Annotated in this window: 20 protein-coding genes; 9 read left to right on the top strand and 11 right to left on the bottom strand. The window is 60.4% G+C overall.

From position 1 onward, the window contains the following. Window positions 1–90 precede the first annotated feature (90 nt). Both ACR0DX_RS13600 and ACR0DX_RS13595 read left to right on the top strand, forming a co-directional pair. Entirely contained in the window at window positions 91–801 is a 711-nt protein-coding gene (locus ACR0DX_RS13600; RefSeq protein ID WP_170355475.1) for a GntR family transcriptional regulator, read from the top strand. A 12-nt stretch (window positions 802–813) separates the two neighbouring features. Next, on the top strand, window positions 814–1905 hold the full coding sequence (locus ACR0DX_RS13595; protein ID WP_170355474.1) for a Gfo/Idh/MocA family protein: 1092 nt from the start codon (window positions 814–816) through the stop codon (window positions 1903–1905). 2 nt (window positions 1906–1907) lie between these two features. Here the strand turns inward: ACR0DX_RS13595 and ACR0DX_RS13590 are convergent, their stop codons facing one another. From ACR0DX_RS13590 to ACR0DX_RS13555, 8 genes are all read right to left on the bottom strand, one after another. Then, the gene (locus ACR0DX_RS13590; protein ID WP_480846422.1) at window positions 1908–4532 is read right to left on the bottom strand and encodes a molybdopterin-dependent oxidoreductase; all 2625 of its coding nucleotides are present in this window, start codon (window positions 4530–4532) and stop codon (window positions 1908–1910) included. Beyond that, window positions 4529–4861 (bottom strand): nitrite reductase small subunit NirD, encoded by a 333-nt coding sequence (gene nirD / locus ACR0DX_RS13585; RefSeq protein WP_170355473.1) that lies wholly within the window; start codon window positions 4859–4861, stop codon window positions 4529–4531. Before nirD ends, ACR0DX_RS13590 begins: the two co-directional genes overlap by 4 nt. Further along, window positions 4858–7290: a nitrite reductase large subunit NirB gene (gene nirB, locus ACR0DX_RS13580; RefSeq protein ID WP_480846420.1), complete on the bottom strand. Its 2433-nt coding sequence runs from the start codon at window positions 7288–7290 to the stop codon at window positions 4858–4860. The genes nirD and nirB overlap by 4 nt, the downstream gene beginning before the upstream one ends. A gap of 6 nt (window positions 7291–7296) precedes the next feature. Further along, window positions 7297–8982: an ABC transporter ATP-binding protein gene (locus ACR0DX_RS13575; RefSeq protein WP_170355471.1), complete on the bottom strand. Its 1686-nt coding sequence runs from the start codon at window positions 8980–8982 to the stop codon at window positions 7297–7299. A gap of 5 nt (window positions 8983–8987) precedes the next feature. Further along, on the bottom strand, window positions 8988–10073 hold the full coding sequence (locus tag ACR0DX_RS13570; RefSeq protein ID WP_170355470.1) for an ABC transporter permease: 1086 nt from the start codon (window positions 10071–10073) through the stop codon (window positions 8988–8990). 98 nt (window positions 10074–10171) lie between these two features. After that, window positions 10172–11539, bottom strand: a complete 1368-nt coding sequence (locus ACR0DX_RS13565; RefSeq protein WP_170355469.1) for a CmpA/NrtA family ABC transporter substrate-binding protein — start codon at window positions 11537–11539, stop codon at window positions 10172–10174. A gap of 272 nt (window positions 11540–11811) precedes the next feature. Further along, window positions 11812–12984, bottom strand: a complete 1173-nt coding sequence (locus ACR0DX_RS13560) for an ABC transporter substrate-binding protein (RefSeq protein WP_170355468.1) — start codon at window positions 12982–12984, stop codon at window positions 11812–11814. Further along, a complete protein-coding gene (locus ACR0DX_RS13555) occupies window positions 12981–13565 on the bottom strand; it encodes an ANTAR domain-containing response regulator (protein WP_170355467.1) in 585 nt (194 codons plus the stop codon). The genes ACR0DX_RS13560 and ACR0DX_RS13555 overlap by 4 nt, the downstream gene beginning before the upstream one ends. Window positions 13566–13850: 285 nt before the next feature. On the opposite strand from ACR0DX_RS13555, the gene ACR0DX_RS13550 reads away from it, so the two are divergent. From ACR0DX_RS13550 to ACR0DX_RS13540, 3 genes are all read left to right on the top strand, one after another. Next, window positions 13851–15005 (top strand): phosphoserine transaminase, encoded by a 1155-nt coding sequence (locus ACR0DX_RS13550; RefSeq protein WP_480846416.1) that lies wholly within the window; start codon window positions 13851–13853, stop codon window positions 15003–15005. A gap of 72 nt (window positions 15006–15077) precedes the next feature. Then, the gene (serA, locus tag ACR0DX_RS13545; protein ID WP_170355465.1) at window positions 15078–16673 is read left to right on the top strand and encodes a phosphoglycerate dehydrogenase; all 1596 of its coding nucleotides are present in this window, start codon (window positions 15078–15080) and stop codon (window positions 16671–16673) included. A gap of 120 nt (window positions 16674–16793) precedes the next feature. After that, window positions 16794–17519, top strand: coding sequence for a metallophosphoesterase family protein (locus ACR0DX_RS13540; RefSeq protein ID WP_170355464.1), 726 nt, complete (start codon window positions 16794–16796; stop codon window positions 17517–17519). Here ACR0DX_RS13540 and ACR0DX_RS13535 read toward each other — a convergent pair. From ACR0DX_RS13535 to ACR0DX_RS13525, 3 genes are all read right to left on the bottom strand, one after another. Next, on the bottom strand, window positions 17512–19023 hold the full coding sequence (locus ACR0DX_RS13535) for a malonate--CoA ligase (protein ID WP_170355463.1): 1512 nt from the start codon (window positions 19021–19023) through the stop codon (window positions 17512–17514). The two genes, ACR0DX_RS13540 and ACR0DX_RS13535, sit on opposite strands and share 8 nt — an antisense overlap. Before the next feature lie 81 nt (window positions 19024–19104). Next, window positions 19105–19809 (bottom strand): GntR family transcriptional regulator, encoded by a 705-nt coding sequence (locus ACR0DX_RS13530; RefSeq protein WP_170355462.1) that lies wholly within the window; start codon window positions 19807–19809, stop codon window positions 19105–19107. A 26-nt stretch (window positions 19810–19835) separates the two neighbouring features. After that, a complete protein-coding gene (locus ACR0DX_RS13525; RefSeq protein WP_170527401.1) occupies window positions 19836–21188 on the bottom strand; it encodes a formimidoylglutamate deiminase in 1353 nt (450 codons plus the stop codon). A gap of 81 nt (window positions 21189–21269) precedes the next feature. Here ACR0DX_RS13525 and hutI point away from each other — a divergent pair, with 81 nt between their 5' ends. From hutI to hutU, 4 genes are read left to right on the top strand one after another with little or no spacing between them, the layout of a single operon-like run. Further along, a complete protein-coding gene (gene hutI / locus ACR0DX_RS13520; protein WP_170355460.1) occupies window positions 21270–22475 on the top strand; it encodes an imidazolonepropionase in 1206 nt (401 codons plus the stop codon). After that, on the top strand, window positions 22475–24004 hold the full coding sequence (gene hutH / locus ACR0DX_RS13515; protein ID WP_170355459.1) for a histidine ammonia-lyase: 1530 nt from the start codon (window positions 22475–22477) through the stop codon (window positions 24002–24004). The genes hutI and hutH overlap by 1 nt, the downstream gene beginning before the upstream one ends. Next, complete coding sequence (hutG, locus tag ACR0DX_RS13510) at window positions 24004–24801, top strand: N-formylglutamate deformylase (protein WP_480846411.1); 798 nt, start codon at window positions 24004–24006, stop codon at window positions 24799–24801. The genes hutH and hutG overlap by 1 nt, the downstream gene beginning before the upstream one ends. Beyond that, window positions 24798–26480 carry a urocanate hydratase gene (gene hutU, locus ACR0DX_RS13505; RefSeq protein WP_170355457.1) on the top strand — a complete coding sequence of 561 codons (1683 nt, stop codon included), beginning with the start codon at window positions 24798–24800 and terminating at the stop codon, window positions 26478–26480. Before hutG ends, hutU begins: the two co-directional genes overlap by 4 nt. Window positions 26481–26507 lie beyond the last annotated feature (27 nt).

The following is a 26507-nucleotide window of genomic DNA, read 5'->3' as shown; positions in this document are numbered from 1 at the left end:
ATCTTTTGACTTTCCTCTTGCGTAGCAATCACTTTGATGTAGATCAATAGTGTATCAATTTTTTCCGCGACTCGGTGAAGCACCTCGAAAATGACTGCCAACAGCCGCAACCCCAACGCGCTGCCGATCTATGTGCAGATCGCCGAGCTTCTGATCCGCGACATCGCCGCGGGCCGATTGATCGATGGTGAGCGTTTGCCGCCCGAACGGGACATGGCGGCCAACCTCAATGTCTCGGTCGGGACGCTGCGAAAATCGCTGGCGGAGCTTGAGAAAAAAGGGATGTTGGAGCGTATCCAGGGCTCGGGCAATTACATCCGCGAGACCGGGACGCAGAACAGCGTTTATGCGATGTTCAGGCTGGAACTGCCCCAGGGCGGGGGTCTTCCGCGCGCGGATATCCTGTCGGTGGATCATCTGGAAAAGCCCTCAGATCTGCCGGAATTCGGTACATCGCCCAAGGGGTCGCGAGTGCGCCGGATGCGCTATTTGAATGACACAATCATCGCGGTCGAGGAAATCTGGCTGGATGATTCCGCCGGAAAGGTCGATCAGGCGCTGCTGTCGGATTCGCTTTATCGCTATTACCAGCATCAGCTTGGATTCTGGATCACGCGGGCTGAGGATCGGGTTTCGGTCCGTGCGCTGCCTGCGTGGACGCCTGCGACCTTCACCAAACCCGCTGGCGAAACGGCCGGTTATATTGAGCGGTTCAGCTGGTCCGAGGGGCCAGAACCAGTCGAGTTTTCAAAAACGTGGTTCGACCCGGATCGGGCCACCTATGTCCAACGTCTGAAATAAAAGGAAAAACGCATGACCCGGACCATCCATTACGGGCTGATCGGTTGCGGCATGATGGGGCAGGAACACCTGCATAACATCGCGTTGCTAGAAGGTACGCGCGTCTCGGCGATTTTCGAACCCGACGCCGCGATGGCCAAGGCAGCGCAGACGATTGTACCGGATGCGCAGATGGTGGGTTCGGTCGAAGATCTGCTGGCCGTGGATGATCTGGATTGCATCGTGATTGCCAGCCCCAACCATCTGCACGTGGATCAGATCGAGCAGATCGCGCGGGTGCGACCTTTGCCTTTGCTGGTCGAGAAACCTCTGTTCACCGACCCTGCAGATGCGGCGCGGCTTGACTCCATCCAGCGCGACTACCCTCATCCGATCTGGGTGGCGATGGAGTATCGCTATATGCCGCCCATCGCAGCCTTGATTGAGGGGGCGCAGGTGACCGGCGGCGTTAAAATGCTGACCATCAAGGAGCACCGCTTTCCCTTTCTGGAAAAGGTCGGCAACTGGAATCGCTTCAACCGCAATACAGGCGGAACCTTTGTCGAAAAATGCTGCCATTTCTTCGACCTCATGCGCCTGATCCTGCAATCGGACCCGGTGCGCGTGACGGCCAGCGGAGGGCAGGCTGTCAATCATTTGGACGAGGCGTATGACGGAGAAACACCCGACATTCTGGACCATGGCTATGTAATGGTCGATTTCGCCTCGGGCGCGCGAGCAATGCTGGAGCTGTGTATGTTCGCCGAAGGCGCGCGGTATCAGGAGGAGATCTCGGCCGTCGGACCAGACGCCAAGATTGAAGCGCAGGTGCCCGGACCCGGCCGTTTCTGGCCCGAGCATCTTGGTGATGCGCCGGTGCCGCAACTGATCGTTAGCCCACGTGCGCCCAAGGGACCGGTCGCCAAGGACATCCCCGTTGATCCAACGCTATTGGCCGCGGGTGACCATAACGGGTCTACTTTCTATCAGCATCAAGGATTCCTAGCCGTCCTGCGGGGCGACAAACCCGCTCCCGAGGTGACCCTGCAGGACGGGATGTGGGCTGTGCGCATGGGTCTGGCCGCGCAACAGGCGCTGGAGACCGGAGAGGCGGTTTGGTTCTAGAACTACTGAGCGGCCTCTTTCTGATGTGCTGACGCCAACAGTGTCGCCAGTTCCGGGCGGCATGAGCCGCAATTCGTTCCGGCCTGCAACGCCTCGCCAATGGCTTCGACGGTCATCAGCCCTTTGGTCTCAATAGCGGTCAGGATGGTGTTCACGCCTACGTCGAAACAGGAACACAGGACCGGACCGGGATCGGGCCGGTCGGCCGGCGCGCGGCCTGACAGCAGGTCGGGCACCTGTGGCAGAGTCGCAAGATAGTCGCGCATCACCGCCACGGGCTCGGGCGAAATGAACAGTGCAGCGACCAGTTGTCCGTGTTCGTGAAACGCCAGCCGCGCCATGCCGCGCGCCGGGTCCTCAACTATGGTTGTCTGCGCCTCGGGCAATCCGAAAAGATCACGCGCGGTGGTTTGCCAGTCATTTATTGTGCCCATCCCGGCCAGTTCAGCGCGATAGCCGAGTTTTGTGGGGGTCTGCGCCCAATACTCGCAAACCGGTTTCATTTCGCGATGTGACACCGCAAACCCGTACCATTTGGCGTCAAAGCGGGTGACGTTCACCACGGAGGCTTTGCTTTCAGGCTGCCCGGATACAGGGTCGGTCGCCGCCGCGACCACGGCGTCGATCCGGGCTGAAGGGGCGGTTTCTCCGGTCCAGTGTATAGGCGCAAAGACCTGTCCTTGTGTGACATCGCTGGTAATCCGGGCCCGCAGGACGGATGTTCCATGCGGGCTTGCGACCCGCACCAGATCGGCGGAGTTTATCCCCGTGGCGCGCGCATCACCGGGGTGAATGTCCAGAAACGGCTCGGGCAGGTGGGCCGACAGCCGCGCCGACAGACCGGTGCGGGTCATCGTGTGCCATTGGTCGCGCAGCCGACCGGTGTTCAGCCAGAACGGATAGCGCGGTTCTGTTTTGGCTGCAGGCGCGCGCCATGTAACTGGTAAAAGCCGCGCCTTGCCGTCGGGGTGATAGAATTGCCCATCCGCAAAGAACCGCCCGCCCTGCCGTGTGGCGGTGACAGGCCAGCGCGTCGGTTGCAGAGCGTCATAACCCACAGCATCCAAGTCGCTGAGGCCCGAGATATCGAAATCGCGCCCGAACTTGGCGGCAATGCCGGACAGGGTTGCATACTCACGAAAAATCTCTCCGGGCGTTTGATAATCGAAGGCTGAGGCCCATCCCATCCGTCGTCCGACCTCGGCCAGAATGTCCCAATCCGCGCGCGCTTGTCCCGGTGCGGGCAGGACCGAACGTTGTCGGCTGATCGTGCGGTCGGAATTGGTGACTGTGCCGTCTTTTTCGGCCCACGCGGCCGCAGGCAGCAGCACGTCGGCCAGCCGCGCCGTATCGGTGCGGGCGGTGATATCCGAGACCACGGTGAACGGGCAGGCCGCGATGGCATCGCGCACCGCGTCGGCCTCGGGCATTGAAACCACGGGGTTCGTGTGGATCACCCACAGCGCCTTGACGCGCCCGTCGCCCACGGCGCGGAACAGGTCCACGGCCTTGAGGCCCGGGGCCTCGGGCATGGTCGGGGCCGACCAGAAATCGCGCACGGCGGCGCGGTGATCGGCGTTTTCGATATCCAGATGACAGGCGAGCATATTGGCCAGACCGCCGACCTCGCGCCCACCCATCGCGTTGGGCTGACCGGTGACCGACAGAGGCCCGCAGCCGGGCTTGCCGATCCGCCCCGTGGCCAGATGGCAGTTCAGGATCGCGTTAACCTTGTCACTGCCCGCGCTGGATTGGTTCACGCCCTGACTGAAGATCGTCACAACCTTTTTAGTGCTCAACCACATCTGACAGAACTGCGCGATGTCGTCGGTGTCGAGACCGGTGACCGAGACATCATCGGCCAGCGCACTGTCCAGCGCCGCTTGAATGCCGGTGGTGTGGGGCAGGAAATCCGTATCCACTAGCCCGGTTGCGTCGATCTGCGTCAGCAGATGGTTGAACAGCGCCACATCGCTGCCTGCTGCCAGCGGCAGGTGCAGATCGGCACTGTCACACGATGCCGTCCGGCGCGGGTCGATCACGATGATCTTGGTCCCGCGCGCCTGCTTCGCCGCCATCAGGCGTTGATACAGAACCGGGTGGCACCACGCCAGGTTGGACCCGACCAGCACGACCAGATCGGCCTCGTCCAGATCCTCATAGGTGCCGGGCACGGTGTCAGTGCCAAAAGCGCGTTTGTGGCCCGCAACGGTCGAGGCCATGCACAGCCGCGAATTCGTGTCGATATTGGCCGAGCCGATGAAGCCTTTCATCAGCTTGTTGGCGACATAGTAGTCCTCGGTCAGCAACTGACCCGAGACATAAAAGGCCACTGAATCCGGCCCGTGTTCGGCGATCGTGTCGCGGAACCGGTCGGCGACCAGTTGCAGCGCGTCGTCCCAGCCAGTCTCTTCGCCCGCAACCACGGGCGCTAGCAGCCGTTGCGATAGACCCACTGTTTCTGCCAAAGCCGAGCCTTTGGAACACAGCCGCCCCTGATTGGCCGGGTGATCTGGGTCGCCGGTGACGGTCAGGCCACCTGCGCCATCCGGTTGCAGCAGAACACCGCAGCCCACCCCACAATAAGGGCAGGTTGAGCGTGTGGTGCAGGCACTCAGGTCTATCACGCGGCGCTCCTTTGCCCCAGCGAGGTGCTGTCCAGCAGGATGCGATCGCCGTCCAACTGCACCGGGTAGGTAGCGATCTGGCCTTCGTCCGCGCCTTGTGCCTGACCCGAGTTCAGGTCGAACACCCAATTGTGCAGCGGGCAGGTGACGGATTGGCCATGCACGATGCCTTCGGAGAGCGGCCCGCCCTTGTGGGGGCAGGTGTCCGAGGCCGCAAAGACCTCATCTTTGGCAGTGCGGAACAGGGCGATGCAGCCCACGGGCGTTTTCACCACGCGCGCGCCGCGCAGGGGGATGTCGTCGATATGTCCGATGTCGATCCAGCTCATTCTGCGGCCTCCAATGTCAGATCGGCCATGGGCGCAAAGCGCGGGGCCTCTTTGGCCTGCTCGGCCCATGGGTCTTTGCGGTAGATGGACTGGCTGAGTTCAAACCGTTCAACCAGCGCGCGGCGGTTTTCGAGGTTATCCACCACGGTCTCCTTGATCCAGTCGAGGCCCACCTTCGCCATCCATTTATACAAACGGTCCAGATACTTACCACCCTCGCGATAGGCTTGGGTGACGGCCATGACGACCTCAATCGCCTCGTCTTCGGTGGGGACTTGCACCAGCAGTTCGGTTTCCCTGACATCCATGCCAGCCGCGCCGCCGATGCTGATCTGGAAGCCCGAGTCCACGCAGACCACACCGATATCCTTGCAAGTTGCCTCGGCGCAGTTGCGCGGGCAGCCCGAGACCGCCAGCTTCAGCTTGTGCGGCGTCCATGAACCCCACAGGATTTTCTCAAGCTTCACGCCGAGGCCCGTGCTGTCCTGCGTCCCAAAACGGCAATGATCGGTGCCGACACAAGTTTTCACCGTGCGTAGACCCTTGGAATACGCGTGGCCCGAGACCAGCCCGGCCTTGTTCAGATCGGACCAGATATAGGGCAGGTCCGCCCCTTTCACGCCCAACAGATCGATGCGCTGCCCGCCGGTGACTTTGACCGTGGGCACATCGTATTTCTCGGCCGCGTCGGCAATGGCGCGCAGTTCCGCCGGGTTGGTGATGCCGCCCCACATGCGCGGCACAACGCTGAACGTGCCGTCTTTCTGGATGTTGGCGTGTTTGCGTTCGTTGACGAAGCGGCTTTGCGGGTCGTCCTGATACTCCACCGGCCAATCGGCCAGCAGGTAGTAGTTCACCGCAGGTCGGCAGACATGACAGCCGTTGAGCGTTTTCCAGCCCAGTTCCTGCCAGACGGCCTCCTGGCTTTTCAGCTCTTGTGATTTGATCAGGCGACGGACGTCTTCGTGGGTCAGGTCGCAGCAGCCGCAGATCGGCTGTGCAGTGGGCATCTGGAAGTCATCGCCCAGTGTGACCTGCAGCAGTTGCTCGACCAGTCCGGTGCATGTTCCGCAGGAGGCGCTGGCCTTGGTGGTCGCGCGGATGGCGCCCAGATCGGTTGCGCCGCCTTCGATAGCGGTGGTGATGTCGGATTTGCAAACGCCGTTGCAGCCACAGATTTCCGCCTCAGGCGGCAATGCTGCAACGGCTGAGAGAGGGTCCGCAGAGCCGCCCCCCTGATAGGCCGGGCCGAAGATCAGCGTCTCACGCATCTCGGACACGTCCTCGCCATCGCGGATCAGGCCAAAGAACCAGTTGCTGTCGCCGGTGTCGCCATACATAACCGCACCGACCAGCTTATCGCCTTCGAGAATCAGCCGTTTATAGACGCCGCGCGCTGGATCGCGGAACACGATGTCCTCGCGGGTCTCGCCCTCGGCAAAGTCGCCTGCACTGAACAGATCACAGCCGGTGACTTTCAGTTTGGTCGACAACGAGCGCTGTTTGAACGCCGCGTCCTCACCCAACAGGGTCTGCGCCAGCACCTTGGCCTGATCGTAGAGCGGCGCGACAAGGCCAAAGACCTCGCCCTGATGTTCGACACATTCACCGACGGCATAGATATCGGCGTCCGAGGTGATCATTTGGTCATCGACATGAATACCCCGACCCACGGCAAGGCCCGTTTCCTGCGCCAGCCCGGTGTTGGGGCGGATGCCCACAGCCATCACCAACAGGTCGCAGGGCAATTCCGTGCCGTCCTCCAACAGCAGCGCCCGGGCCTTGCCATCCTTGCCCGCGATTTCGGTCGATTTGGCATTCAGCAGAACGGTGATGCCTTTTTCTTCTAGAGATTTCTTCAGCAGGTACCCTGCGGCAGGGTCCAACTGACGTTCCATCAAGTGGCCCATGATATGCACGACGGTCACATCAGCCCCGCGCGCGGCCATGCCTGCGGCGGCCTCAAGCCCCAGCAAGCCGCCACCGATCACGACGACCTTGTTGCCCGCGCCCATGCCCATCATCTGTTCTGTGTCTTCCAGATCGCGATAGGCGATGACGCCGTCCAGATCATGTCCCGGCATCGGGATCATGAAGGGGTTCGAACCGGTGCCGAAGATCAGTTTGTCGTAGGGAACATGACCGTTCTCGCCTTCGACCACTTTCAACTCGCGGTCGATTTTGACCACTTTCTCGCCAAACCGACATGTGATCCCACGTTCGGAATACCAGGCGTCGTCATGGGTCACGATCTCTTCGTAAGTCTGATCACCTGCCAGAACCGGGCTGAGCATGATGCGGTTGTAATTCCCGCGCGGTTCGGCGTTGAACAGGGTGATGTCGAACGCATCGGGGGCAGCGTCGGTCAGGTGCTCCAGCACCCGGCCCGAGGCCATGCCGGCTCCGATGACAACCAATTTCTGTTTCATATCAGTTCACTCCGCGGCAATGGCTTTGGGGGCAGGGGATTTGGGCTTGGGTTTGGCCCCATGCTCGTATTCCTCAAGGAAATCCAACACCTCTTGCCGGTATTCGTAGTAATCAGGATGGGCCAGCAGCGCCTTGCGGGTGCGCGGGCGCGGCAGGTCGACATTGGTGATCTTGCCGATGGTGGCCTGCGGGCCGTTTGTCATCATCACCACGCGGTCGGCCAGCAGGATCGCCTCGTCCACATCATGGGTGACGCAGATGGTGGTGACTTTGGTCCGCGACCAGACCTCCATCAGAACCTCCTGCAGCTCCCACCGGGTGAGGCTGTCGAGCATCCCGAAGGGTTCATCCAGCAGCAACAGTTTCGGCGACAGGGCAAAGGCGCGGGCGATGCCCACACGCTGGCGCATCCCGTTCGACATATCAGCGGCGGATTTGTCCATCGCATCCGCCAGACCGACCCGTTCAAGGTAATATTCCACCACATCCTGCCGCTCGGCCTGGCTGGCGCGTGGATAGACGCGGTCCACGCCGACCGAGACGTTTTCCTTGGCGGTCAGCCATGGGAACAGCGAGGGCGACTGAAACACAACGGCGCGTTCCGGATCCGCGCCTTCGACGTGGCGGCCATCCAGCTTGATCGCACCCTTGGAGATTTCGTTCAGACCAGCGGCCATGGTCAACACCGTGGACTTGCCGCAGCCCGAGTGGCCGATCAGCGAGATGAATTCGCCACGGTTGAGTTTCAGGTTGAAATCCTCGACCACGGTCAGCGGGCCTTTGGGTGTGGGGTAGACCTTGTGCAACTGGCTGAAATCCAGATAGCGATCTTCGATCAGACCCGATTGCGCCTCTTTCACCGCTGCCGGGACACCGTGGATCGGGGTGACGTCGGGCAGGGTCTTGGTGCCTTCAACCTTGGCCTCGATGCCCACATCCATCAGGTATTTCGTGACCTCGCCACGCAGCGCCTTGAACGTCTCATCATGGTTCATGGCGGACCGGTCGCGGGGGCGGGGGATCGAGACCTTGAACTCGGTCCCCAACGTGCCATCGGGGTTCAGCGGGATGATGCGGTCGGCCAGCAGGATCGCTTCGTCCACGTCATTGGTGATCAGGACACAGGTCTTGCGGTTGGCCTCCCAGATCTTTTCGATCTCTTCCGCCAGATTGCCACGGGTCAACGCATCCAGCGCCGACAGGGGCTCGTCCAGCAGCAGAACCTCGGGGTCCATCGCCAGTGCGCGGGCCACGTTCACCCGTTGACGCATGCCGCCAGACAGTTCGGCAGGGCGGCGGGTGGCAGCGTGGCTGAGGCCAACCATCTTAATGAAATGGGCAACCTTTTCCTCTTTCTCAGCCTTGGGCATCTTGGGAAAGACCGCGTCCACGGCCAGCCGCACATTGCCCGCCACCGTCAGCCACGGCATCAGCGAGTAGTTCTGAAAGATCACCCCCCGTTCCGGCGCGGGGCCGGTGATGGCTTTGTCGCGAAAGGTTACGCTGCCCTTGGAGGGGAATTCGATCCCCGCCATCAGGTTGATCAGCGTGGTTTTGCCGGTGCCGGAAAAGCCCAGCAGTACCACGAATTCACCTTCCTGAACCGAGAGGTTGATGTCTTTCAGCACATCCGTCGCAGCGGTGCCGGTGCCAAAAGATTTGCTGACATTCTTGAAGTCGATCACAGCCATTTGGGTCACCGGTTGTTCGAGAAGGTAAACAGCGACTGCAGCGCATACATCACGCGATCCAGCAGGAAGCCGATGATGCCGATGGTAAAGACGGCAACCATTATCTTGGCGAGTGAGCTGGACGAGCCGTTCTGGAACTCATCCCAAACAAACTTGCCCAGACCGGGGTTCTGCGCCAGCATTTCAGCCGCGATCAGAACCATCCAGCCAACGCCAAGCGACAGACGCAAGCCGGTGAAGATCAGCGGTAGGGCCGAGGGCAGCACCAGCTTGGTGATCTTGGTATAGGTGTTCATTTTCAGAACTTTGGAGACGTTCACCAGATCCTTGTCGATCGACGCCACACCCAGCGAGGTGTTGATCAGCGTGGGCCACAGCGAACACAGCGTCACGGTGATGGCCGAGATCAGGAAGGATTTCGCGAACCAGCCGTCATTGGTGACGTAAACGGCCGAGACGATCATGGTCACAATTGGCAGCCAGGCCAGCGGCGAGACGGGTTTGAAAATCTGGATCAGCGGGTTCAGCGCCGCATTTGCGGTGGGCGACAGGCCCGCAGCGATGCCCAGCGGAACAGCAACGATGGTGGCGATCAGAAAACCGAAGAACACGGTTTTGATCGAGGTCCAGATTTGGTTGTAATAGCTCGGCGCGCCGGTATATGCGACCTCTTTGACTTTTTGGGGCTGGCCCGCGTCGATGAACTTCTGGTTGCGCTTTTCGACCATCGCCTCGAACTTGGCCTTTTTGGCGGCCTTGGCCTGTGCGTCCTGATGCAGGCTAATGGCTTCGGACCAGACCTGCGCCGGACCAGGCACTGCGCCCAGCGAGGTTTGCACCTTGGGTGCCAGCGTGCCCCACATCAGAAGGAAGGCGAAAATGGCCAGCAGCGGCACGACCAGCAGGCGCCAAATCTCGCCCATCTGGGCGCGCGGGTTGTCGCCTGCACCGGCCTTCAGGATGGGGGTGATCCAGGCCAGGCCCAGAACCTGAAACCATTTATCGGCGGCGTTGATCCGGGTGAACAGGCGGGCGCGTCGGGCCTCGCGTTCAGCATCAGCGGATAGCGTATCGTGGTCGATGGCTGTCATCTTGCGGTCTCCTGGCCCGGTCGTTCAGCGCCGGGCGGGGTGGAATTCTGTATCAATGGGGAAGCCCCCCAGCCACCAAGGGCTGGGAGGCAGGGGAGTTAACCCTGAACTTCGGTGCCGATGACGACCTGCTCGCCTTTCAAGCCAATCGGCAGGCTTTGCAGATAGGCGTTGGGCTGACGGGCGTCATAGGGAATGCCGTCGATGATATCCTCGGCGGGCGTGGGGGCCTTGTAGCCGTCGCTGTCCCAGGGGAAGTCGGCCTCATTCGCCAGGCCTTCGTCGACCAGCATCCGGGCGGCGTCCAGATAGATGTCGGGGCGATAGACGGACTTGGCGACTTCGTCATACCACGCGTCGGCCTGTGGCTCGGCGATCTGACCCCAGCGGCGCATCTGGGTCAGGTACCAGATGGCGTCCGAATAGAACGGGTAGGTCGCGTTGTAGCGGAAGAAGACGTTGAAATCGGGCACTTCACGCTTATCGCCCTTTTCATATTCGAACGTACCCGTCATCGAGTTCGCGATCACGTCGTAATCGGCACCCACATATTCCGGCTGGCTCAGCATCTCGACCGCGGCGGGGCGGTTGGCGTTGTCGTTTTCATCCAGCCACATCGCGGCGCGGATCAGCGCCTTAGTGACGGCGCGGGTGGTGTTGGGATACTGCTCGGCGAACTCGGCATTGATGCCAAAGACCTTTTCGGGGTTGTTCTTCCACAGCTCATAATCGGTGATGACCGGCACGCCGATGCCTTTGAACACGGCTTGCTGGTTCCACGGCTCACCTACGCAATAGCCATAGATGGTGCCCGCTTCCAACGTGGCCGGCATTTGCGGCGGAGGCGTCACCGACAGGAACACATCCGCGCCGATCTGGCCGGTTACGTTCTCGGGGCTGTAATAGCCCGGATGCAGGCCACCAGCGGCCAGCCAGTAACGCAGTTCGTAGTTGTGGGTCGAAACGGGGAAGACCATGCCCATGTTGAACGGCTTGCCTTCGGATTTGTATTTCTCGACCACCGGCGCCAGAGCTTCGGCCGAAATCGGGTGCTGCGGGCGGCCATCGTCCATTTTCGGGATGTTCGGCTTCATCTCTTCCCAGACCTCGTTCGATACGGTGATGCCGTTGCCGTTCAGGTCCATCGAGAAGGGGGTGATGATATGCGCCTCGGTGCCATACCCGATCGTTGCGGCCAGCGGCTGACCGGCCAGCATGTGCGCGCCGTCCAATTGTCCGTCGATCACGCCGTCCAGCAGCACTTTCCAGTTGGCCTGCGCTTCCAGCGTCACAAACAGACCCTCATCCAGGAAGTACCCGTTCTCATAGGCCACAGCCAGCGGGGCCATGTCGGTCAGTTTGATAAAGCCAAAGGTCAGCTCGTCCTTCTCCAGCTCCAGCGTTTCGGCCAGCGCGGGGCTGATCAGGGCGGTGGTGGCGACAAGGCCTGCAAGCAATTTCTTCATGTGGGTTTGTCCCTTTCTTGGTCCCGGTCAACCGGGGGGGTGAAAAACAAAAAGCCGCTGCACGCTCTGGCCGGGAGGAGGTGACCAGAGAGTGAGCGGCTTTGCTCAGTCGTTCCCAAACTTTGGGATAAATTCTTGCGGCACACGCCTTTGCGTGCCGATAGGTTCAGAGTGGTAAATGCGCCGTTGCCGATCAAGCGATTTTGCTGCAACGCGGCGTTAAATGCTGCAATCGCGCGGTGTTGCGCGCGCGTCTGCCTAATTCTTAGGCGTCAGATATCCTGAGGATCAAAAATGCGCCCATCCAAGAACGCATCCCGCTTTAGCGACAGCTGCCCGTTATGGGAAGCAACGGGCGTGGTCTCACGAATCGCGCCTTCCAGCTTTTCCGACGCACCGGGCAGATCGGCCCCCAATCCTGCTAGTTGATTGCGGTAGATATCGCTGCGGAACACGCTGCCCGCTTGGGCCAGCGCCAGATGTGGGTCCAGACCGTATCGTTGCGCCAGACGGTGGGCGATCCACTTGGCCTGACTGCGCCATGGGAAGTTTGCGGCCCCGTCGTGGAACTCGACAAATCCCGGCACCTCGCGCTGTTCGGCGTGGCCTGTGATGGTAAAGCGCCCCGAGAGCGCCCGGTCGATCAGTTCCGAAGGCAGGTTCAGATAGGTGTCTCGGGCAAGGATTTCTGCGGCGGCGGTGTGGCTGCCCGGTTGGCCCAGCCAACGCCCGGCGCGCCAGACGGCCCGCATCAGCTTGCCCAGCAGATGCGGCTCGGTATCCGCCCAGTCGGTGCGCACGGCCAGTACCTTTTCCGGCGCAAAGGCCCAGATTGCCTGACCGGGTAGCAGTAACGCCCCCGCCTGCGATTCCACAGCGACCGAACCCCAGGGTTCACCCACACAGAAAGCATCCACATCACCCTCGGCCAAAGCCTGCGCCATCAGCGGCGGCGGGATGGTGCGCACCTCGACCCCTATTTTGGACAGTTCGGTAGCCTCAAGCCAGCAATGCAGCAATTCCACATGCAGGGAAAAGGGGAAAGGCACACCAAATACCAAAGGCCCATCGGCGACCGAGGCCAGCGCAGTAGCGGCCTTGAACGGATCGCGGAAATCGAACTCATAGCCTGCGTCGCGCAAGCGGATCTCCAACGCGCGGCTAACACCGATCACATCGCCGTTTACCGATAGGACCGACACGGCGGACAAGGGTTGTGTCACTCCGCCCAGCCCCAAGGCCATGGCAACAGGGACCGGCGACAGCAGGTGCGCGGCATCCACCCGCCCAAAGGCCAGCATGTCGCGCACGGATGACCATGAGGGCGCGGCGATCAGGTCCAGTTCGATCCCTTCAGCCCGGGCCAGACCCATCTCATGCGCCACGATCAGGGGGGCGGCGTCCACCAGCGGTACATAAGCAACGGGTAGGGTCACAGCGTTCATGACAACAGCCCCGAGGCGGTGACAAGCGCCTCGGCCACGTCGGCGACGCGGCGGCCCTGATCCATCGCGGCCTTGCGCAGCAGGGCATAGGCCTCTTCTTCCTCGACCCCGCGCGCCTTCATCAGCAGACCCTTGGCGCGGTCGATCACCTTGCGTTCCTCCAGCGCACGTTTGGTTTCGGCCAGTTCGCGGCGCATCTGACGGACGATCTGGAACCGCGCGATGGCCGCATCCAGCACGGGCTTCAGCCGATCCGGCTGCATTCCGTCAACCACATAAGCCGACAAGCCCGCCTCAATCGCGGTCGAGGCCAGATCTCCGGCTGCGCCCGAGACGAACATGGCCACGGGCCGTTCTAGAGGCCCGGATGCAAGCGTCAGTTCCTCAAGCATATCGCGGGTCGGGTTGTCGATATCGATCAGCACCACATCCGGAATCAAGGCGGCAATCTTGCGCGCAAGGCTGGAGACGTTGCCGATCACGTGCACATCATAAGCCCCGGACGCCCGAAGGGCATCGACGATGGCAATCGCACGCTCGCGGTCTTCCTCTACGACGACAATGGTCAGGGTGTCTGGCATGGCACCTTTTCACCGGGTGGCCGCGCGATCTCAAGAGTTCGGTGGCTTTTCCGTCGGGGCGCGGGACTGGGTGCCTAAAAAACAGTCAAACCCGCCGCGTGAATGTTCATGGCGCGCAAATCTTTTCGCCTATCGGAAACCTACGACCGTGTGCGGAGCGAAAAGTGATGTCGTTTTTCGGCATTCAAACGTCTTTTCTGCTTGCTGCACTGCCGAGGGGTTTCTAGGTGTGGCGGCGGGACACCCCTCCCCAACGAGGGGCGTGTATCTGGAAGGGTAATACACATGAGCATTGAACGACCGGCGACGCGGCCGGCGAATCCGCGTTTTTCCTCGGGCCCCTGCGCCAAACCCCCCACATTTGATCTGAACAAGTTGGCCGATGCTGCGCTGGGCCGGTCGCACCGTGCAGCCGTGGGTAAGGACAAGCTGAAAGCGGCCATCGAAGGCACGCGCGAGGTGCTGGGTATTCCGGCGGATTACAAAATCGGCATCGTTCCCGCATCGGACACCGGCGCGGTCGAGATGGCGCTGTGGTCGCTGCTGGGCGAACGCAAGGTCGAGATGCTGGCGTGGGAAAGCTTTGGTGCCGGTTGGGTCACCGACGTGGTCAAGCAACTGAAAATCGACGCCGAGGTGAAAACGGGGGAGTACGGACAGATCGTCGATCTGGCCTCGGTCGATTTCGTCAACGATGTGGTGTTTACGTGGAACGGCACGACCTCGGGCGTGCGGGTACCCAATGGCGACTGGATCGCGGATGACCGTCAGGGTCTGACGATCTGTGATGCAACCTCGGCTGCCTTTGCGATGGACCTGCCGTGGGACAAGCTGGATGTGACTACGTTTAGCTGGCAAAAGGTACTGGGTGGTGAAGCAGCGCATGGGATGCTGATCCTCAGCCCGCGTGCGGTGGAGCGACTGGAAAGCTACACCCCCGCATGGCCGCTGCCCAAGATTTTCCGCCTGACCAAAGGCGGCAAGCTGATTGATGGCATTTTCACCGGGGCCACGATCAACACGCCTTCGATGCTGGCGGTCGAGGATTACCTGTTTGCGCTGGACTGGGCGCGTTCGGTCGGAGGTCTGCAGGGGTTGATCGCCCGCGCCGATGCCAATGCCGGTGCGGTGCATGCGTTTTGTGACCAGAACGACTGGATCGCCAATCTGGCCGAGGATGCGGAGACGCAGTCGAATACGTCGGTCTGCCTGAAATTCACCGATCCGCGTATTCAGGATGGCGCGACATTCGCCAAAGCCGTTGCCAAACGGCTGGAGGCCGAGAATATCGCGCTGGATATCGGTGCCTATCGCGACGCGCCTGCGGGCCTGCGCATCTGGTGCGGCGGCACGGTTGAGACCTCTGACATTCAGGCCATGCTGCCCTGGCTGGCATGGGCCTTTGAGGCCGAGATCGCTGCGCAAACGGCAGCCGCCTGACAAGATTTTTCGACGAAAAACCTGGGCCCGCTTGTGGCCCGGATACTTCCCCAAAATTCAAGGACCAGAGATATGGCTCCCAAAGTACTCGTATCTGACAAGCTCAGCGAAACCGCCGTGCAGATCTTTCGTGATCGCGGCATTGACGTGGATTTCATGCCCGATCTGGGCAAGGACAAAGACAAGCTAGCCGAACTGATCGGCCAATATGACGGTCTTGCCATCCGTTCCGCCACCAAGGTTACGCCGACACTGCTGGAAAAAGCCGACAATCTGAAGGTCATCGGTCGCGCCGGGATCGGCACCGACAATGTCGACAAGGAAGCGGCCTCGAAGAAGGGCGTGATCGTTATGAACACGCCGTTCGGCAATATGATCACCACTGCCGAACATGCGATTGCGATGATGTTCGCCGTGGCGCGGCAAATCCCCGAGGCCAGCATCTCGACCCATGCGGGCAAGTGGGAAAAGTCCAAGTTCATGGGGATCGAGCTGACCAACAAGACGCTGGGCGTCATTGGCGCAGGCAATATCGGCGGTATCGTTTGCGAGCGTGCGCTGGGCCTGAAGATGAAGGTCGTCGCCTATGACCCGTTCCTGGGCGAAGAGAAAGCCGCAAAGATGGGCGTCGAAAAGGTCGAGCTGGACGAATTGCTGGCACGTGCCGATTTCATCACCCTGCACGTGCCGCTGACCGATCAGACGCGCAACATCCTGAGCCGCGAGAATCTGGCGAAAACCAAGCCGGGCGTGCGCATCGTCAACTGTGCCCGTGGTGGTCTGGTCGATGAAGACGCGTTGGCCGAGATGCTGCAATCGGGCCATGTGGCCGGTGCGGCCTTTGACGTGTTCAGCGAGGAACCGGCCAAGGAAAACGCTCTGTTCAACCTGCCCAACGTCGTCTGCACACCGCATCTGGGTGCTGCCACGACCGAGGCGCAGGAAAACGTGGCGCTGCAGGTGGCCGAGCAGATCTCGAACTACCTACTGACCGGGGCTGTTGAGAACGCGCTGAACATGCCCAGCGTGACTGCTGAGGAAGCCAAGGTCATGGGGCCGTGGATCAAGCTGGCCGGTCATCTGGGCAGCTTCATCGGCCAGATGACCGATGAACCGATCAAGGCGATCAACATCCTTTATGATGGGGTCGCAGCCGAGATGAACCTTGCTGCGCTGAATTGTGCCGCCGTTGCGGGGATCATGAAAAAGGTCAATCCTGATGTGAACATGGTGTCCGCGCCCGTGATCGCGAAAGAGCGTGGTATCAATATCTCGACCACCAATCAGGACAAATCCGGCGCGTTCGAAGGCTATATCAAAGTCACTGTTGTTACTGATAAGCGGGAGCGTTCGATCGGTGGCACGGTGTTCAGCGATGGCAAGCCGCGTTTCATCCAGATTAAGGGCATCAATATCGACGCCGAGGTCGGGGCGCACATGCTCTATACCACCAACGAAGACGTGCCGGGCATCATCGGTGCGCTGGGTCAGACGATGGGCGAGAACGATGTGAATATCGCGAACTTTACCCTTGGTCGGTCTGAGGCCGGGGGCGAGGCGATCGCGCTGCTATATGTGGATGAACCCGTTCCGGCAGAGGCTCGAGCCAAACTGGCTGAGACAGGGCTGTTCACGCAAATCAAACCGCTGGAATTCGACGTCTCCTAACCATCTGTGTTGAAATTCTGAGACAATCCCAGCCCGCGCCGTCCAAGGCGCGGGTATTTTCTTTGCCATGGGCGGTTTTCCCGTCACAAGCAAAGTGAATTTTGGACCCGAGGTTTTTTTATGACGCCCCCCATCTACGCCATTGGCGATATTCACGGTCAGCTTGAGATGCTGCAAACTGCCCTGCGCCGGATCGAACAGGATGGAGGTCCGGATGCGCGGGTCGTGTTTCTGGGCGATTACGTGGATCGCGGGCCGAGCAGTCGCGGCGTTCTTGACCTGTTGATCGAAGGTCAGCGTGCGGGGCGTAACTGGGTCATGGTCCGGGGCAATCACGACCGGATGATGGCGCGGTTCGTGCAGGATTGCGAGGTCGCGGACAGCCACTTGCCGGTCACGCTCAGTTGGTTGCATCCGCGTTTGGGCGGGCGCGAGACATTGGCCTCTTACGGTGTGGATGTCACCGACAATGACCGCATCGTCCATGTCCATCAACGCGCGGTCGAAGCTGTTCCACCGCAGCATCTGGATTTCCTCAATGCTCTGCCGAACTATCACCAAGAGGGCGAAATGCTGTTCGTTCACGCGGGTATCCGGCCGGGCCTTCCGCTGGAGCAGCAATCCGAGAATGACCTGATCTGGATCCGCAACGAATTCCTGATCGAAGCCGCGCCGCATCCGTGGCTGATTGTCCATGGCCACACGCCCGTCGATCAGGCCGAGCATTGCGGCAACCGGGTAAATCTGGATGCGGGCGCAGGCTATGGCCGCCCCTTGGCCACGGCGGTATTTGAGGATCGCAAGTGCCGGCTTTTGACCCCGACGGGACGCGTGCCGCTTAGGTGAAGAGTTCGGCGAAACGCTCGCGCAGGGCGTTTTTCTGCACCTTTCCCATCGTGTTGCGCGGCAACGCGTCCAGAAGGATCAGCTTGCGGGGATGTTTGAACCGCGCCAACTCGGCCTGCGCACGGGCCATGATCGCGTCCAGATCAGGTGTTGCGCCGGGTTCCGCCACCAGCAGGCCGACAGGCGTTTCGCCAAAGTCCGGGTGTGGCACGCCGATCACCGCGCTTTCCAACACGCCGGGCTGATCGTCCAGCAGCATCTCAAGTTCCTTTGGATAGATGTTGAACCCGCCCGAGATGATCAGATCTTTGCCGCGCCCGACGATATGGACATAGCCATCGGCGTCCACTCGACCCAGATCGCCGGTGATGAAAAACCCATCCTCGCGCAGCTCAGCGGTGGTTTTCTCGGGCATTTGCCAATAACCCTGAAAGACGTTCGGACCGCGCACCTCGATCATGCCGATCTCACCCTGCGGCAGGGTCTCTCCGCTTTCGGGGTCGGTCACTTTCAATTCGACATCGGGCAGGGGGAAGCCAACTGTGCCCGCGCGGCGCTCGCCGTCATAGGGGTTCGAGGTGTTCATGTTGGTTTCAGTCATGCCATAGCGTTCAAGGATGCGGTGGCCGGTACGGGTTTCGAACCGCTCATGGGTTTCCGCCAGCAAGGGGGCCGAGCCCGAGATGAACAGTCGCATATGCCGGGCCAGATCACCGGTGAACCGATCATCCCCCAACAGGCGGGTGTAGAAGGTCGGCACCCCCATCATTGACGTCGCCTGCGGCATCAGGCGCAGCATGTCATCCAGATCGAACTTCGGCAGAAAGATCATAGACCCACCCGAGGCCAGCACCACATTCGTCGCCACAAACAGCCCGTGCGTGTGGAAAATCGGCAAGGCGTGCAGCAGCACATCATCTGCGCTGAACCGCCATTCCCGCACCAGCGTTTCCGCGTTCGACAGCAGGTTGGCCTGCGACAGCATCGCTCCCTTGGAGCGCCCGGTTGTCCCTGAGGTATACAGTAAGGCGGTCAGATCTTCCTCGGACCGGCGCACGGGTTCAAACGCGGGCAGCATCCCAAGCGCGCGTCGCATCAAACTGCCTGATCCATCGGCGTTCAGTGTTTCCAGCCGGGCGTTTTGGGCAGCGGCAATGGGGGCCAGACCCTTGGATTTCGCGTCATCGCAAACCACCAGCGCGGCTTCGCTGTTTTCGATGAAATATTGCAGCTCGGCCGTGGTGTAGCCGGTATTGAGAGGCAAAAAGATCAGTCCTGCCTGCGCGCAGGCGGCGTACAGCGCCAGTGCCTCGGGGGATTTTTCGACCTGAACGGCCACACGGTCACCTGGCTCAAGCTCATACCCGATCAGCGCATTGGCCAGCCGGGCTGCCATGTCCAGAAAATCGGCATGAGTCACAGTCTGACCGTTCGGAAGATGCAGGAACGGTGTGTCTTTGCCCGCGTGAATGCCGAACAAGCGATCGTAAAGCGGGTTGCTCATGACAGATGTTCCTTTCGCCAGATCAATTTCGTGGAAATCTGGCGCGGATCGGCAGGACGGTAAAGCCAATTCTTGACGAAGTCAGAACTGCGTCGTCATGCGGTAGCCGGCCGCGAAATACAACTTTGCGAAGGTTACAGGCTGGCCTTCCAGCCAGGTGATGCGCTCACCGGTGAAAACGGGCTCGCCTTCAGGGACGTCCAGAAATCCGGCAACCGTTGTGTCGGCACGGCTGGCCAGGAACGTCAGTTCGACGTTTGTGAAAGGTACTGTCTGGATCAGCCACTCATTAGGTCCGATCTGCGAGAAATCCGCTTGCATCACTTGCGGAACGCTATCGACGACGATCCAACGGTCTTCGTGTTGAAATGGCGTGTTGCCTGAAAAGTGCATGCACCTGACATGCATCACCGGTTGCCCTGTACGCAATGCCAGCCGGGCCGCCAGCCAGTCGGGCGCGTTTTCCCGTGCCGAAGAGACCAACGCATAGCGATAGGTCCCGCCAAGGGCCTCAACCTCGTCTCGGACCATCGGAATGGTAAATCTGGCTTGCCTTTGAGGGGCGCTCAGAACCCGCGTGCCTGCTTTGCGACGACGCTCAAGATATCCTTCGTCGGCCAGTTCGCGCAGGGCACGGTTCACTGTGGTGCGGGTGCATGAAAACTCGGCGGCCAGATCCTGTTCGTTGGGCAGCAGAGAATCCGGCCCCCAATCCCCGGACCGAATACGAGACAGGACCGTGCTCTTGATGTCCTTGTAGCTGGTGGTCTCGGATGTCCGGGTCATATGCGTCCTGCTTTCAGGGATTCGTTTTAGACGTCAGCCAGCAGCTCGGCAATTGCAGCGCGGTAGGTATTTACAATGCGGTCGCGTGCGACATGGCGGCCTTCGCGCACCATGTGCCGCCCGGCGGACCAAAGATCCGTGACCAAGCCATCGGGGCCGGCAAAACACAGCCCGTCCAGTACCTGATCATCGGTCAGCGGCCATAAGGACGGATGAGAACGATCAAAGGCCACAAGATCGGCCAACTTACCAATGGCTATCGAACCAGAATCCCGATCCAACGCCTGCGCTGCTCCGCTGGTGGCGCTTGTATAAAGCGCATGGCCCACGGACCCTTCTCCGCGAACCAGAACAGAGCGTTCGCGGTCGCGCAGGCGTTGTGAATACTCCAACGTTCGCAGTTCTGCGGGCAGTGAAATTCTGATGTTAGAGTCGGAACCAACACCAAACCGACCCCCTTCGTTGATAAAGGCGGAGCCGTTGAAAATACCGTCGCCAAGGTTCGCCTCGGTTATCGGACACAGCCCTGCAATAGCCCCGGATCGCGCCAGCATGCGGGTTTCGGCATCGGTCATGTGGGTGGCGTGGATCAGACACCATCTTTGGTCGACATCCATATTGTCCAACAGCCAAGCCACAGGGCGTTGGCCTAATGCGGCCTCGACATCGGTAACCTCTTGTACCTGTTCAGCGATGTGGATGTGGACCGGGCCAGTTGGGTCCAGTTGCATCAGCTGTTTCAGGTCACCGGGCGCGGTCGCCCTCAGCGAATGAGGCGCAACACCGATCCTGCTGTCTGCATGCGGCAGGATCGTGCGGCACTCTTCGGTCAGGTCACTATAGCGGTCCAAGCTGTTCCCAAATCGCAACTGCCCGCCCTCTAAAGCCTGTTGCTGTACGCCCCCGTAGGAATAAAGGACCGGCAGGTGCGTCAAGCCGATCCCAGTTTGATCCGCTGCGGCAAAGATTCGTTGGCTCAGTTCGGACAGCGTGTCATAGGGCTGCCCGCCGGGCTGGTGATGGACATAGTGGAACTCACCAACTGCGGCAAAGCCGGCCTCTTGCATCTCCACATACGTCAGCGCAGCTATGGCCTGGAATTGATCGGGCGTTAGCCTGTCGAGAAATCGATACATCAAGGTGCGCCAGGTCCAAAAACTTTCGCGCCCTGCTGCTCGGGTTTCGGTCATGCCGGCCATGGCGCGTTGAAACGCATGGCTATGCAGGTTTCCCGGCGCCGGCAGCAAAAGGTCGACGCAGGTATCCCCAGAGACTGCCGCGCCGGTTTCAAGTCCGGATATCCGGCGATTCCGAACGTGGACTCGTATGTTCTTAGCCCATCCCGTTCCCAACAAGGCTGTCTTCGCGTGGATCGTCATGGCATATCCAATTTGTGTAGACTTTAAATTTTTATAAGTATACTTAAAAATAAACAACCACGGAAACCGAAAAGAGCTTCGATGATGACAAATATGGTCATTTTTGCGGGAAATGTCGCAACCATGGAGTGCGACCGGGAGCCCTACGGTTTGTGCGTGGACGCAGCGATCGCGATCGAGGGTGGTCGAATTGTCTGGGTCGGATCGAAAAATGAGTTGCCCGAGCGATTCTCGGGTTGGGAGGTCACGGATTATGGTGAAAGGCTGGTGACCCCGGCCTTGATCGACGCGCATACGCATCTGGTGTTCGGGGGCAACAGGGCGGCTGAATTCGAGATGCGGTTGAACGGTGCATCGTATGAACAGATCGCGCGCGCCGGAGGGGGCATTCTGTCGACTGTGAGCGCCACCCGTGAAGCATCCGAAGAGGTGCTGTTGTCCGACGCTTTGACCCGTACTGATGCTTTGGTGTCTGAAGGTGTCAGCTGTGTCGAGGTGAAATCGGGATACGGTTTGGACGTAGAAACCGAACTGAAAATGCTTCGGGTTGCACGAAAAATAGAAAAACTGCGCCCGATGCGCGTGAAGACTACCTTTCTGGGCGCGCATGCTGTTCCGCCCGAGTACAAGTCCCGCCCCAAAGACTATTTGACCGAGGTTTGCATCCCGACCCTGCACGCAGCCCACGCCGAAGGGCTCGTGGATGCGGTTGACGGTTTCTGTGAGGGTATTGCATTCACCCCCGCCCAGATGGCGCTTGTCTTTGATGAGGCGCAATCTCTTGGTCTGCCGGTCAAGCTGCATGCTGAACAACTGTCCAATCTTGGCGGGGCCAGATTGGCTGCCAGTTACGGAGCCCTGTCGGCTGATCATGTGGAGTATCTGGATGAGGACGGTGTCGCGGCCATGGCGGAGGCGGGCACGGTTGCCGTGCTTTTGCCGGGCGCGTTTTACACGCTACGCGAAACTCAGGTTCCGCCCGTGAACAGACTCCGAGACAAATCCGTGCCGATGGCATTGGCGACAGATTGCAATCCGGGGTCGTCTCCGCTGACTTCTTTGTTGCTGACGATGAATATGGGGTGCACCATGTTCCGCCTGACGCCCGAAGAGGCGCTGGCTGGTGTGACCCGGAATGCGGCGCGTGCGCTGGGCTTACAGGACACGGGCGAAATCACTGTGGGCAAACGGGCGGATCTGGCTGTCTGGGATGTGCGGCACCCGGCTGAACTGGCGTATCGGATCGGGTTCAATCCCCTCCACCAGCGAATCTTCGGAGGGATGTGATGGCGCACCTCACCGTAACACCCGGAAGCGTAACCCTTGCGGAATTGGCCGAGATCTACTGGAGCCAGCCATCTGTGCGACTGGACCCTGCCTGCGAAGCCGCCGTGCAGCGCGCATCACAGCGCGTTCAGCACGCCGCCGAGGGCGACGTGGCCGTCTATGGCGTCAACACCGGGTTCGGGAAGCTGGCCAGCCATAAGATCGCCTCCAAGGATACTGCGGTTTTGCAGCGCAACCTGATCCTCAGCCATTGTTGCGGTGTTGGGCCGTCTGTCCCGCGCCGTATCGTTCGGCTTATGATGTCGCTGAAACTGCTGTCCTTCGGCCGCGGCGCGTCGGGCGTTCGATGGCAACTGATTGCGCTGTTGCAAGACATGCTGGCACACAATGTTATCCCGGTCGTTCCGGCGCAGGGGTCGGTCGGCGCGTCTGGTGATCTGGCACCCTTGGCCCATATGGCTGCAGTCCTGATTGGCGAGGGTGAGGCCGACTGGAACGGCAAGATGATGCCGGGGCGTGACGCGTTGAAAGCGGCAGGGTTAGAACCTGTTGCGCTGGGCCCAAAAGAAGGGTTGGCCTTGATCAACGGCACTCAGTTTTCGACAGCCTACGCTTTGGCGGGCATGTTCGAAGCCTGGCAAGCGGCGCAAACTGCGCTCGTCATTTCGGCCTTATCTACTGATGCGATCATGGGATCTACGGCCCCTTTGCGGCCCGAAATCCACACCCTGCGCGGACATCGCGGCCAGACCGAAGCCGCTAGCGCCATGCGCGCTGTGCTGGCCGGGTCAGAGATTCGCGAAAGTCATCGCGAGGGAGACAGTCGCGTGCAGGATCCCTATTGCATCAGATGCCAGCCACAGGTCACGGGGGCGGCGATGGACGTCATACGTCAGGCCGCTGCGACTTTGGAAATCGAGGCAAATGCCGCCACTGACAACCCATTGGTTCTTGAAGATGCGATAGTCTCTGGTGGGAATTTCCACGCTGAACCCGTTGGATTTGCCGCTGACATGATCGCGTTGGCGCTGTCCGAGATCGGCGCGATCGCGCAACGCAGGATTGCCCTCATGGTGGACCCTGCGCTGAGCTTTGATCTGCCACCCTTCCTGACACCCGATCCGGGCTTGAACTCGGGCCTTATGATCGCCGAAGTTACCACCGCCGCATTGATGAGCGAGAACAAGCATCTCGCCAACCCATGCGTCACCGACAGCACGCCGACCTCTGCAAATCAGGAAGATCACGTTTCGATGGCTGCGCATGGGGCGCGGCGGTTGGGACAGATGGTCGAAAACCTGACCTACATCCTTGGGGTAGAATTGTTGTGCGCCGCGCAGGGCGTCGAGTTTCGCGCGCCGTTGGCGACCAGCGCCCCGCTGCAGCAAGTCATCAACCGACTACGCCGCGAGGTGCCTACATTGGATCAGGATCGCTATATGGCGCCAGACCTTGAGACCGCGAAAGCACTGGTATCGTGCGGTGACATTCTGAAGGCGGCTGGCAACCCGATGCCAGAGTTGCGCTGATGCAGGTTGTTGGTGTCCAACAAGGTGACAGCCCGGTTGTGCTGGGCCAACCACACGGCGGGACGTTTGTTCCGAACGAAATAGCTGGGCGATTGAACGCAGCGGGCGCTGCGCTGACAGATACGGATTGGCATATAAACAGGCTCTATGACGGGCTATTGCCGGGCGCGACCGTGGTGCAATCTCATATCCACCGCTATGTCGTTGATGCAAATCGCGATCCCGAAGGTGCCTCGCTTTATCCTGGGCAGAATACGACAACGCTCGTGCCCGAGACGGGTTTTGACGGTCAGCCGATCTGGCAAGCCGGTCAGGTGCCCTCAGCCGATGAGGTCCAGAAAAGGTGCAGCGCATACCACGCGCCGTACCACGCGGCGCTTGCGGCAGAGCTGGATCGCGTCAGGGCCAAACATGGCGTGGCGGTCCTGTTTGATTGCCATTCGATCCGCAGTCGTATTCCGTTCCTGTTTGACGGTGTTCAGCCAGACTTGAACATTGGAACAGACGGCGGAACGACCTGCGCGCCGGAAATCGAGGCTGTTGCGTACGAATTTGCGGATTCGTCGCCGTATAGCACCGTTTTGAACGGACGTTTTCGCGGCGGGTGGACCACTCGGCACTACGGTCGACCGAGCGAATGTGTACACGCCATTCAAATGGAGATTGCGCAGTCCGCGTACTTAACCGCCGAGCGCGCGCCGTGGCGCTATGACACTGCCAAGGCCGACCGTCTGCGCCAGTGGTTGCGCGATATTCTGGATGCCATCCAAGACACAGTATTGGAGCTTACGCCATGAACGATCCCCGTAAGAACACGCGAGATATCTATCCGCCGACTGGGCCAGAGCTGAACGCTAAAAGCTGGATGACCGAAGCGCCTTTGCGGATGCTGATGAACAACCTGCACCCGGACGTGGCCGAGAATCCGCATGAGTTGGTGGTTTATGGCGGGATTGGTCGCGCCGCACGTACATGGCAGGATTTCGACACTATTGTAGAGGGCTTGAAGGATCTGGAAGAGGACGAGACTCTGATTGTCCAGTCCGGCAAGCCCGTGGCCATCATCCGCACCCATAAGGACGCACCACGCGTTCTGATCGCCAATTCCAACATCGTGCCGCATTGGGCCAACTGGGATCACTTCAACGAACTCGATAAGAAGGGCCTGATGATGTACGGCCAGATGACGGCCGGTTCGTGGATCTATATCGGCACGCAGGGCATCGTTCAGGGCACGTATGAGACCTTTGCCGAGGCCGGACGCCAGCACTATGGCGGCGACCTGACCGGCAAGTGGATTCTGACCGGCGGCTTGGGTGGTATGGGAGGCGCGCAACCTCTGGCGGCCGTCTTTGCCGGGGCTTGTTGTCTGGCGGTGGAATGCAACCCCGACAGTATCGACTTCCGCCTGCGCACCAAATACCTGGATGAAAAGGCCGGGACGCTGGACGAAGCGCTTGAGATGATCGACCGCTGGACCAAAGCCGGTGAGGCGAAATCCGTCGGTCTGCTGGGCAATGCCGCCGAGGTTTTCCCTGAGATCTACCGTCGCATGGCCGAGGGTGGCATGCGCCCCGATATCGTTACCGATCAGACCAGCGCCCATGACCCGATCAATGGATACCTGCCTATCGGCTGGTCCATGGCACAGTGGCGGGAAAAGCGCGAAACAGAGCCTAAGTCGGTGGAAAAAGCCGCACGTGCGTCTATGAAACAGCATGTCGCGGCCATGGTTGATTTCTGGAATGCAGGCGTCCCGACACTGGATTACGGCAACAACATCCGCCAGGTGGCGCAGGATGAGGGGCTGGAAAACGCCTTTGCCTTCCCCGGTTTTGTCCCTGCGTATATCCGTCCGCTGTTCTGCAAAGGGATCGGCCCGTTCCGCTGGTGCGCCCTGTCTGGCGACCCCGAAGATATCTACAAGACCGACGCCAAGATGAAAGAGCTGTTCCCCGAGAACGAGCACCTGCACCGCTGGCTCGATATGGCGCAGGACCGCATCGCGTTTCAGGGTTTGCCCGCGCGCATCTGCTGGATCGGGCTTGGGGATCGGCATCGTGCTGGGCTGGCCTTCAATGAGATGGTGGCCAATGGTGAGTTGAAGGCCCCAGTTGTGATCGGGCGGGATCACTTGGACAGCGGCTCGGTCGCCAGCCCGAACCGCGAGACCGAGGCGATGCTGGATGGCTCGGATGCGGTCAGTGACTGGCCTTTGCTGAATGCGTTGATCAATACGGCCAGCGGGGCGACATGGGTGTCGCTGCATCATGGCGGCGGCGTTGGCATGGGCTTCAGTCAGCACGCGGGTGTGGTGATCTGCGCTGACGGGACCAAGGACGCCGCGCGGCGGCTCGAGCGGGTGTTGTGGAACGATCCGGCCTCGGGCGTGTGGCGTCATGCGGATGCCGGGTATGAGGCGGCGAAGGATTGCGCCCGTGCGCATGGGCTGCGGTTGCCGGGTATTCTGGGCTAGGGCGCATCTGTCCTCTGGTGAAAATGC

The organism is Ruegeria sp. D3 (genome assembly GCF_056534465.1).
The sequence above is the reverse complement of the archived record's forward strand: the minus strand, read 5'-3'. Positions and strand labels throughout refer to the sequence as shown.

Coding starts and splice junctions, on each gene's coding strand:
- ACR0DX_RS13600 (WP_170355475.1), top strand. CDS start 91: ATGACTGCCAACAGCCGCAACCCCAACGCGCTGCCGATCTATGTGCAG.
- ACR0DX_RS13595 (WP_170355474.1), top strand. CDS start 814: ATGACCCGGACCATCCATTACGGGCTGATCGGTTGCGGCATGATGGGG.
- nirD (WP_170355473.1), bottom strand. CDS start 4,861: ATGAGCTGGATCGACATCGGACATATCGACGACATCCCCCTGCGCGGC.
- nirB (WP_480846420.1), bottom strand. CDS start 7,290: ATGAAACAGAAATTGGTTGTCATCGGAGCCGGCATGGCCTCGGGCCGG.
- ACR0DX_RS13575 (WP_170355471.1), bottom strand. CDS start 8,982: ATGGCTGTGATCGACTTCAAGAATGTCAGCAAATCTTTTGGCACCGGC.
- ACR0DX_RS13570 (WP_170355470.1), bottom strand. CDS start 10,073: ATGACAGCCATCGACCACGATACGCTATCCGCTGATGCTGAACGCGAG.
- ACR0DX_RS13565 (WP_170355469.1), bottom strand. CDS start 11,539: ATGAAGAAATTGCTTGCAGGCCTTGTCGCCACCACCGCCCTGATCAGC.
- ACR0DX_RS13560 (WP_170355468.1), bottom strand. CDS start 12,984: ATGAACGCTGTGACCCTACCCGTTGCTTATGTACCGCTGGTGGACGCC.
- ACR0DX_RS13555 (WP_170355467.1), bottom strand. CDS start 13,565: ATGCCAGACACCCTGACCATTGTCGTCGTAGAGGAAGACCGCGAGCGT.
- ACR0DX_RS13550 (WP_480846416.1), top strand. CDS start 13,851: ATGAGCATTGAACGACCGGCGACGCGGCCGGCGAATCCGCGTTTTTCC.
- serA (WP_170355465.1), top strand. CDS start 15,078: ATGGCTCCCAAAGTACTCGTATCTGACAAGCTCAGCGAAACCGCCGTG.
- ACR0DX_RS13540 (WP_170355464.1), top strand. CDS start 16,794: ATGACGCCCCCCATCTACGCCATTGGCGATATTCACGGTCAGCTTGAG.
- ACR0DX_RS13535 (WP_170355463.1), bottom strand. CDS start 19,023: ATGAGCAACCCGCTTTACGATCGCTTGTTCGGCATTCACGCGGGCAAA.
- ACR0DX_RS13530 (WP_170355462.1), bottom strand. CDS start 19,809: ATGACCCGGACATCCGAGACCACCAGCTACAAGGACATCAAGAGCACG.
- ACR0DX_RS13525 (WP_170527401.1), bottom strand. CDS start 21,188: ATGACGATCCACGCGAAGACAGCCTTGTTGGGAACGGGATGGGCTAAG.
- hutI (WP_170355460.1), top strand. CDS start 21,270: ATGATGACAAATATGGTCATTTTTGCGGGAAATGTCGCAACCATGGAG.
- hutH (WP_170355459.1), top strand. CDS start 22,475: ATGGCGCACCTCACCGTAACACCCGGAAGCGTAACCCTTGCGGAATTG.
- hutG (WP_480846411.1), top strand. CDS start 24,004: ATGCAGGTTGTTGGTGTCCAACAAGGTGACAGCCCGGTTGTGCTGGGC.
- hutU (WP_170355457.1), top strand. CDS start 24,798: ATGAACGATCCCCGTAAGAACACGCGAGATATCTATCCGCCGACTGGG.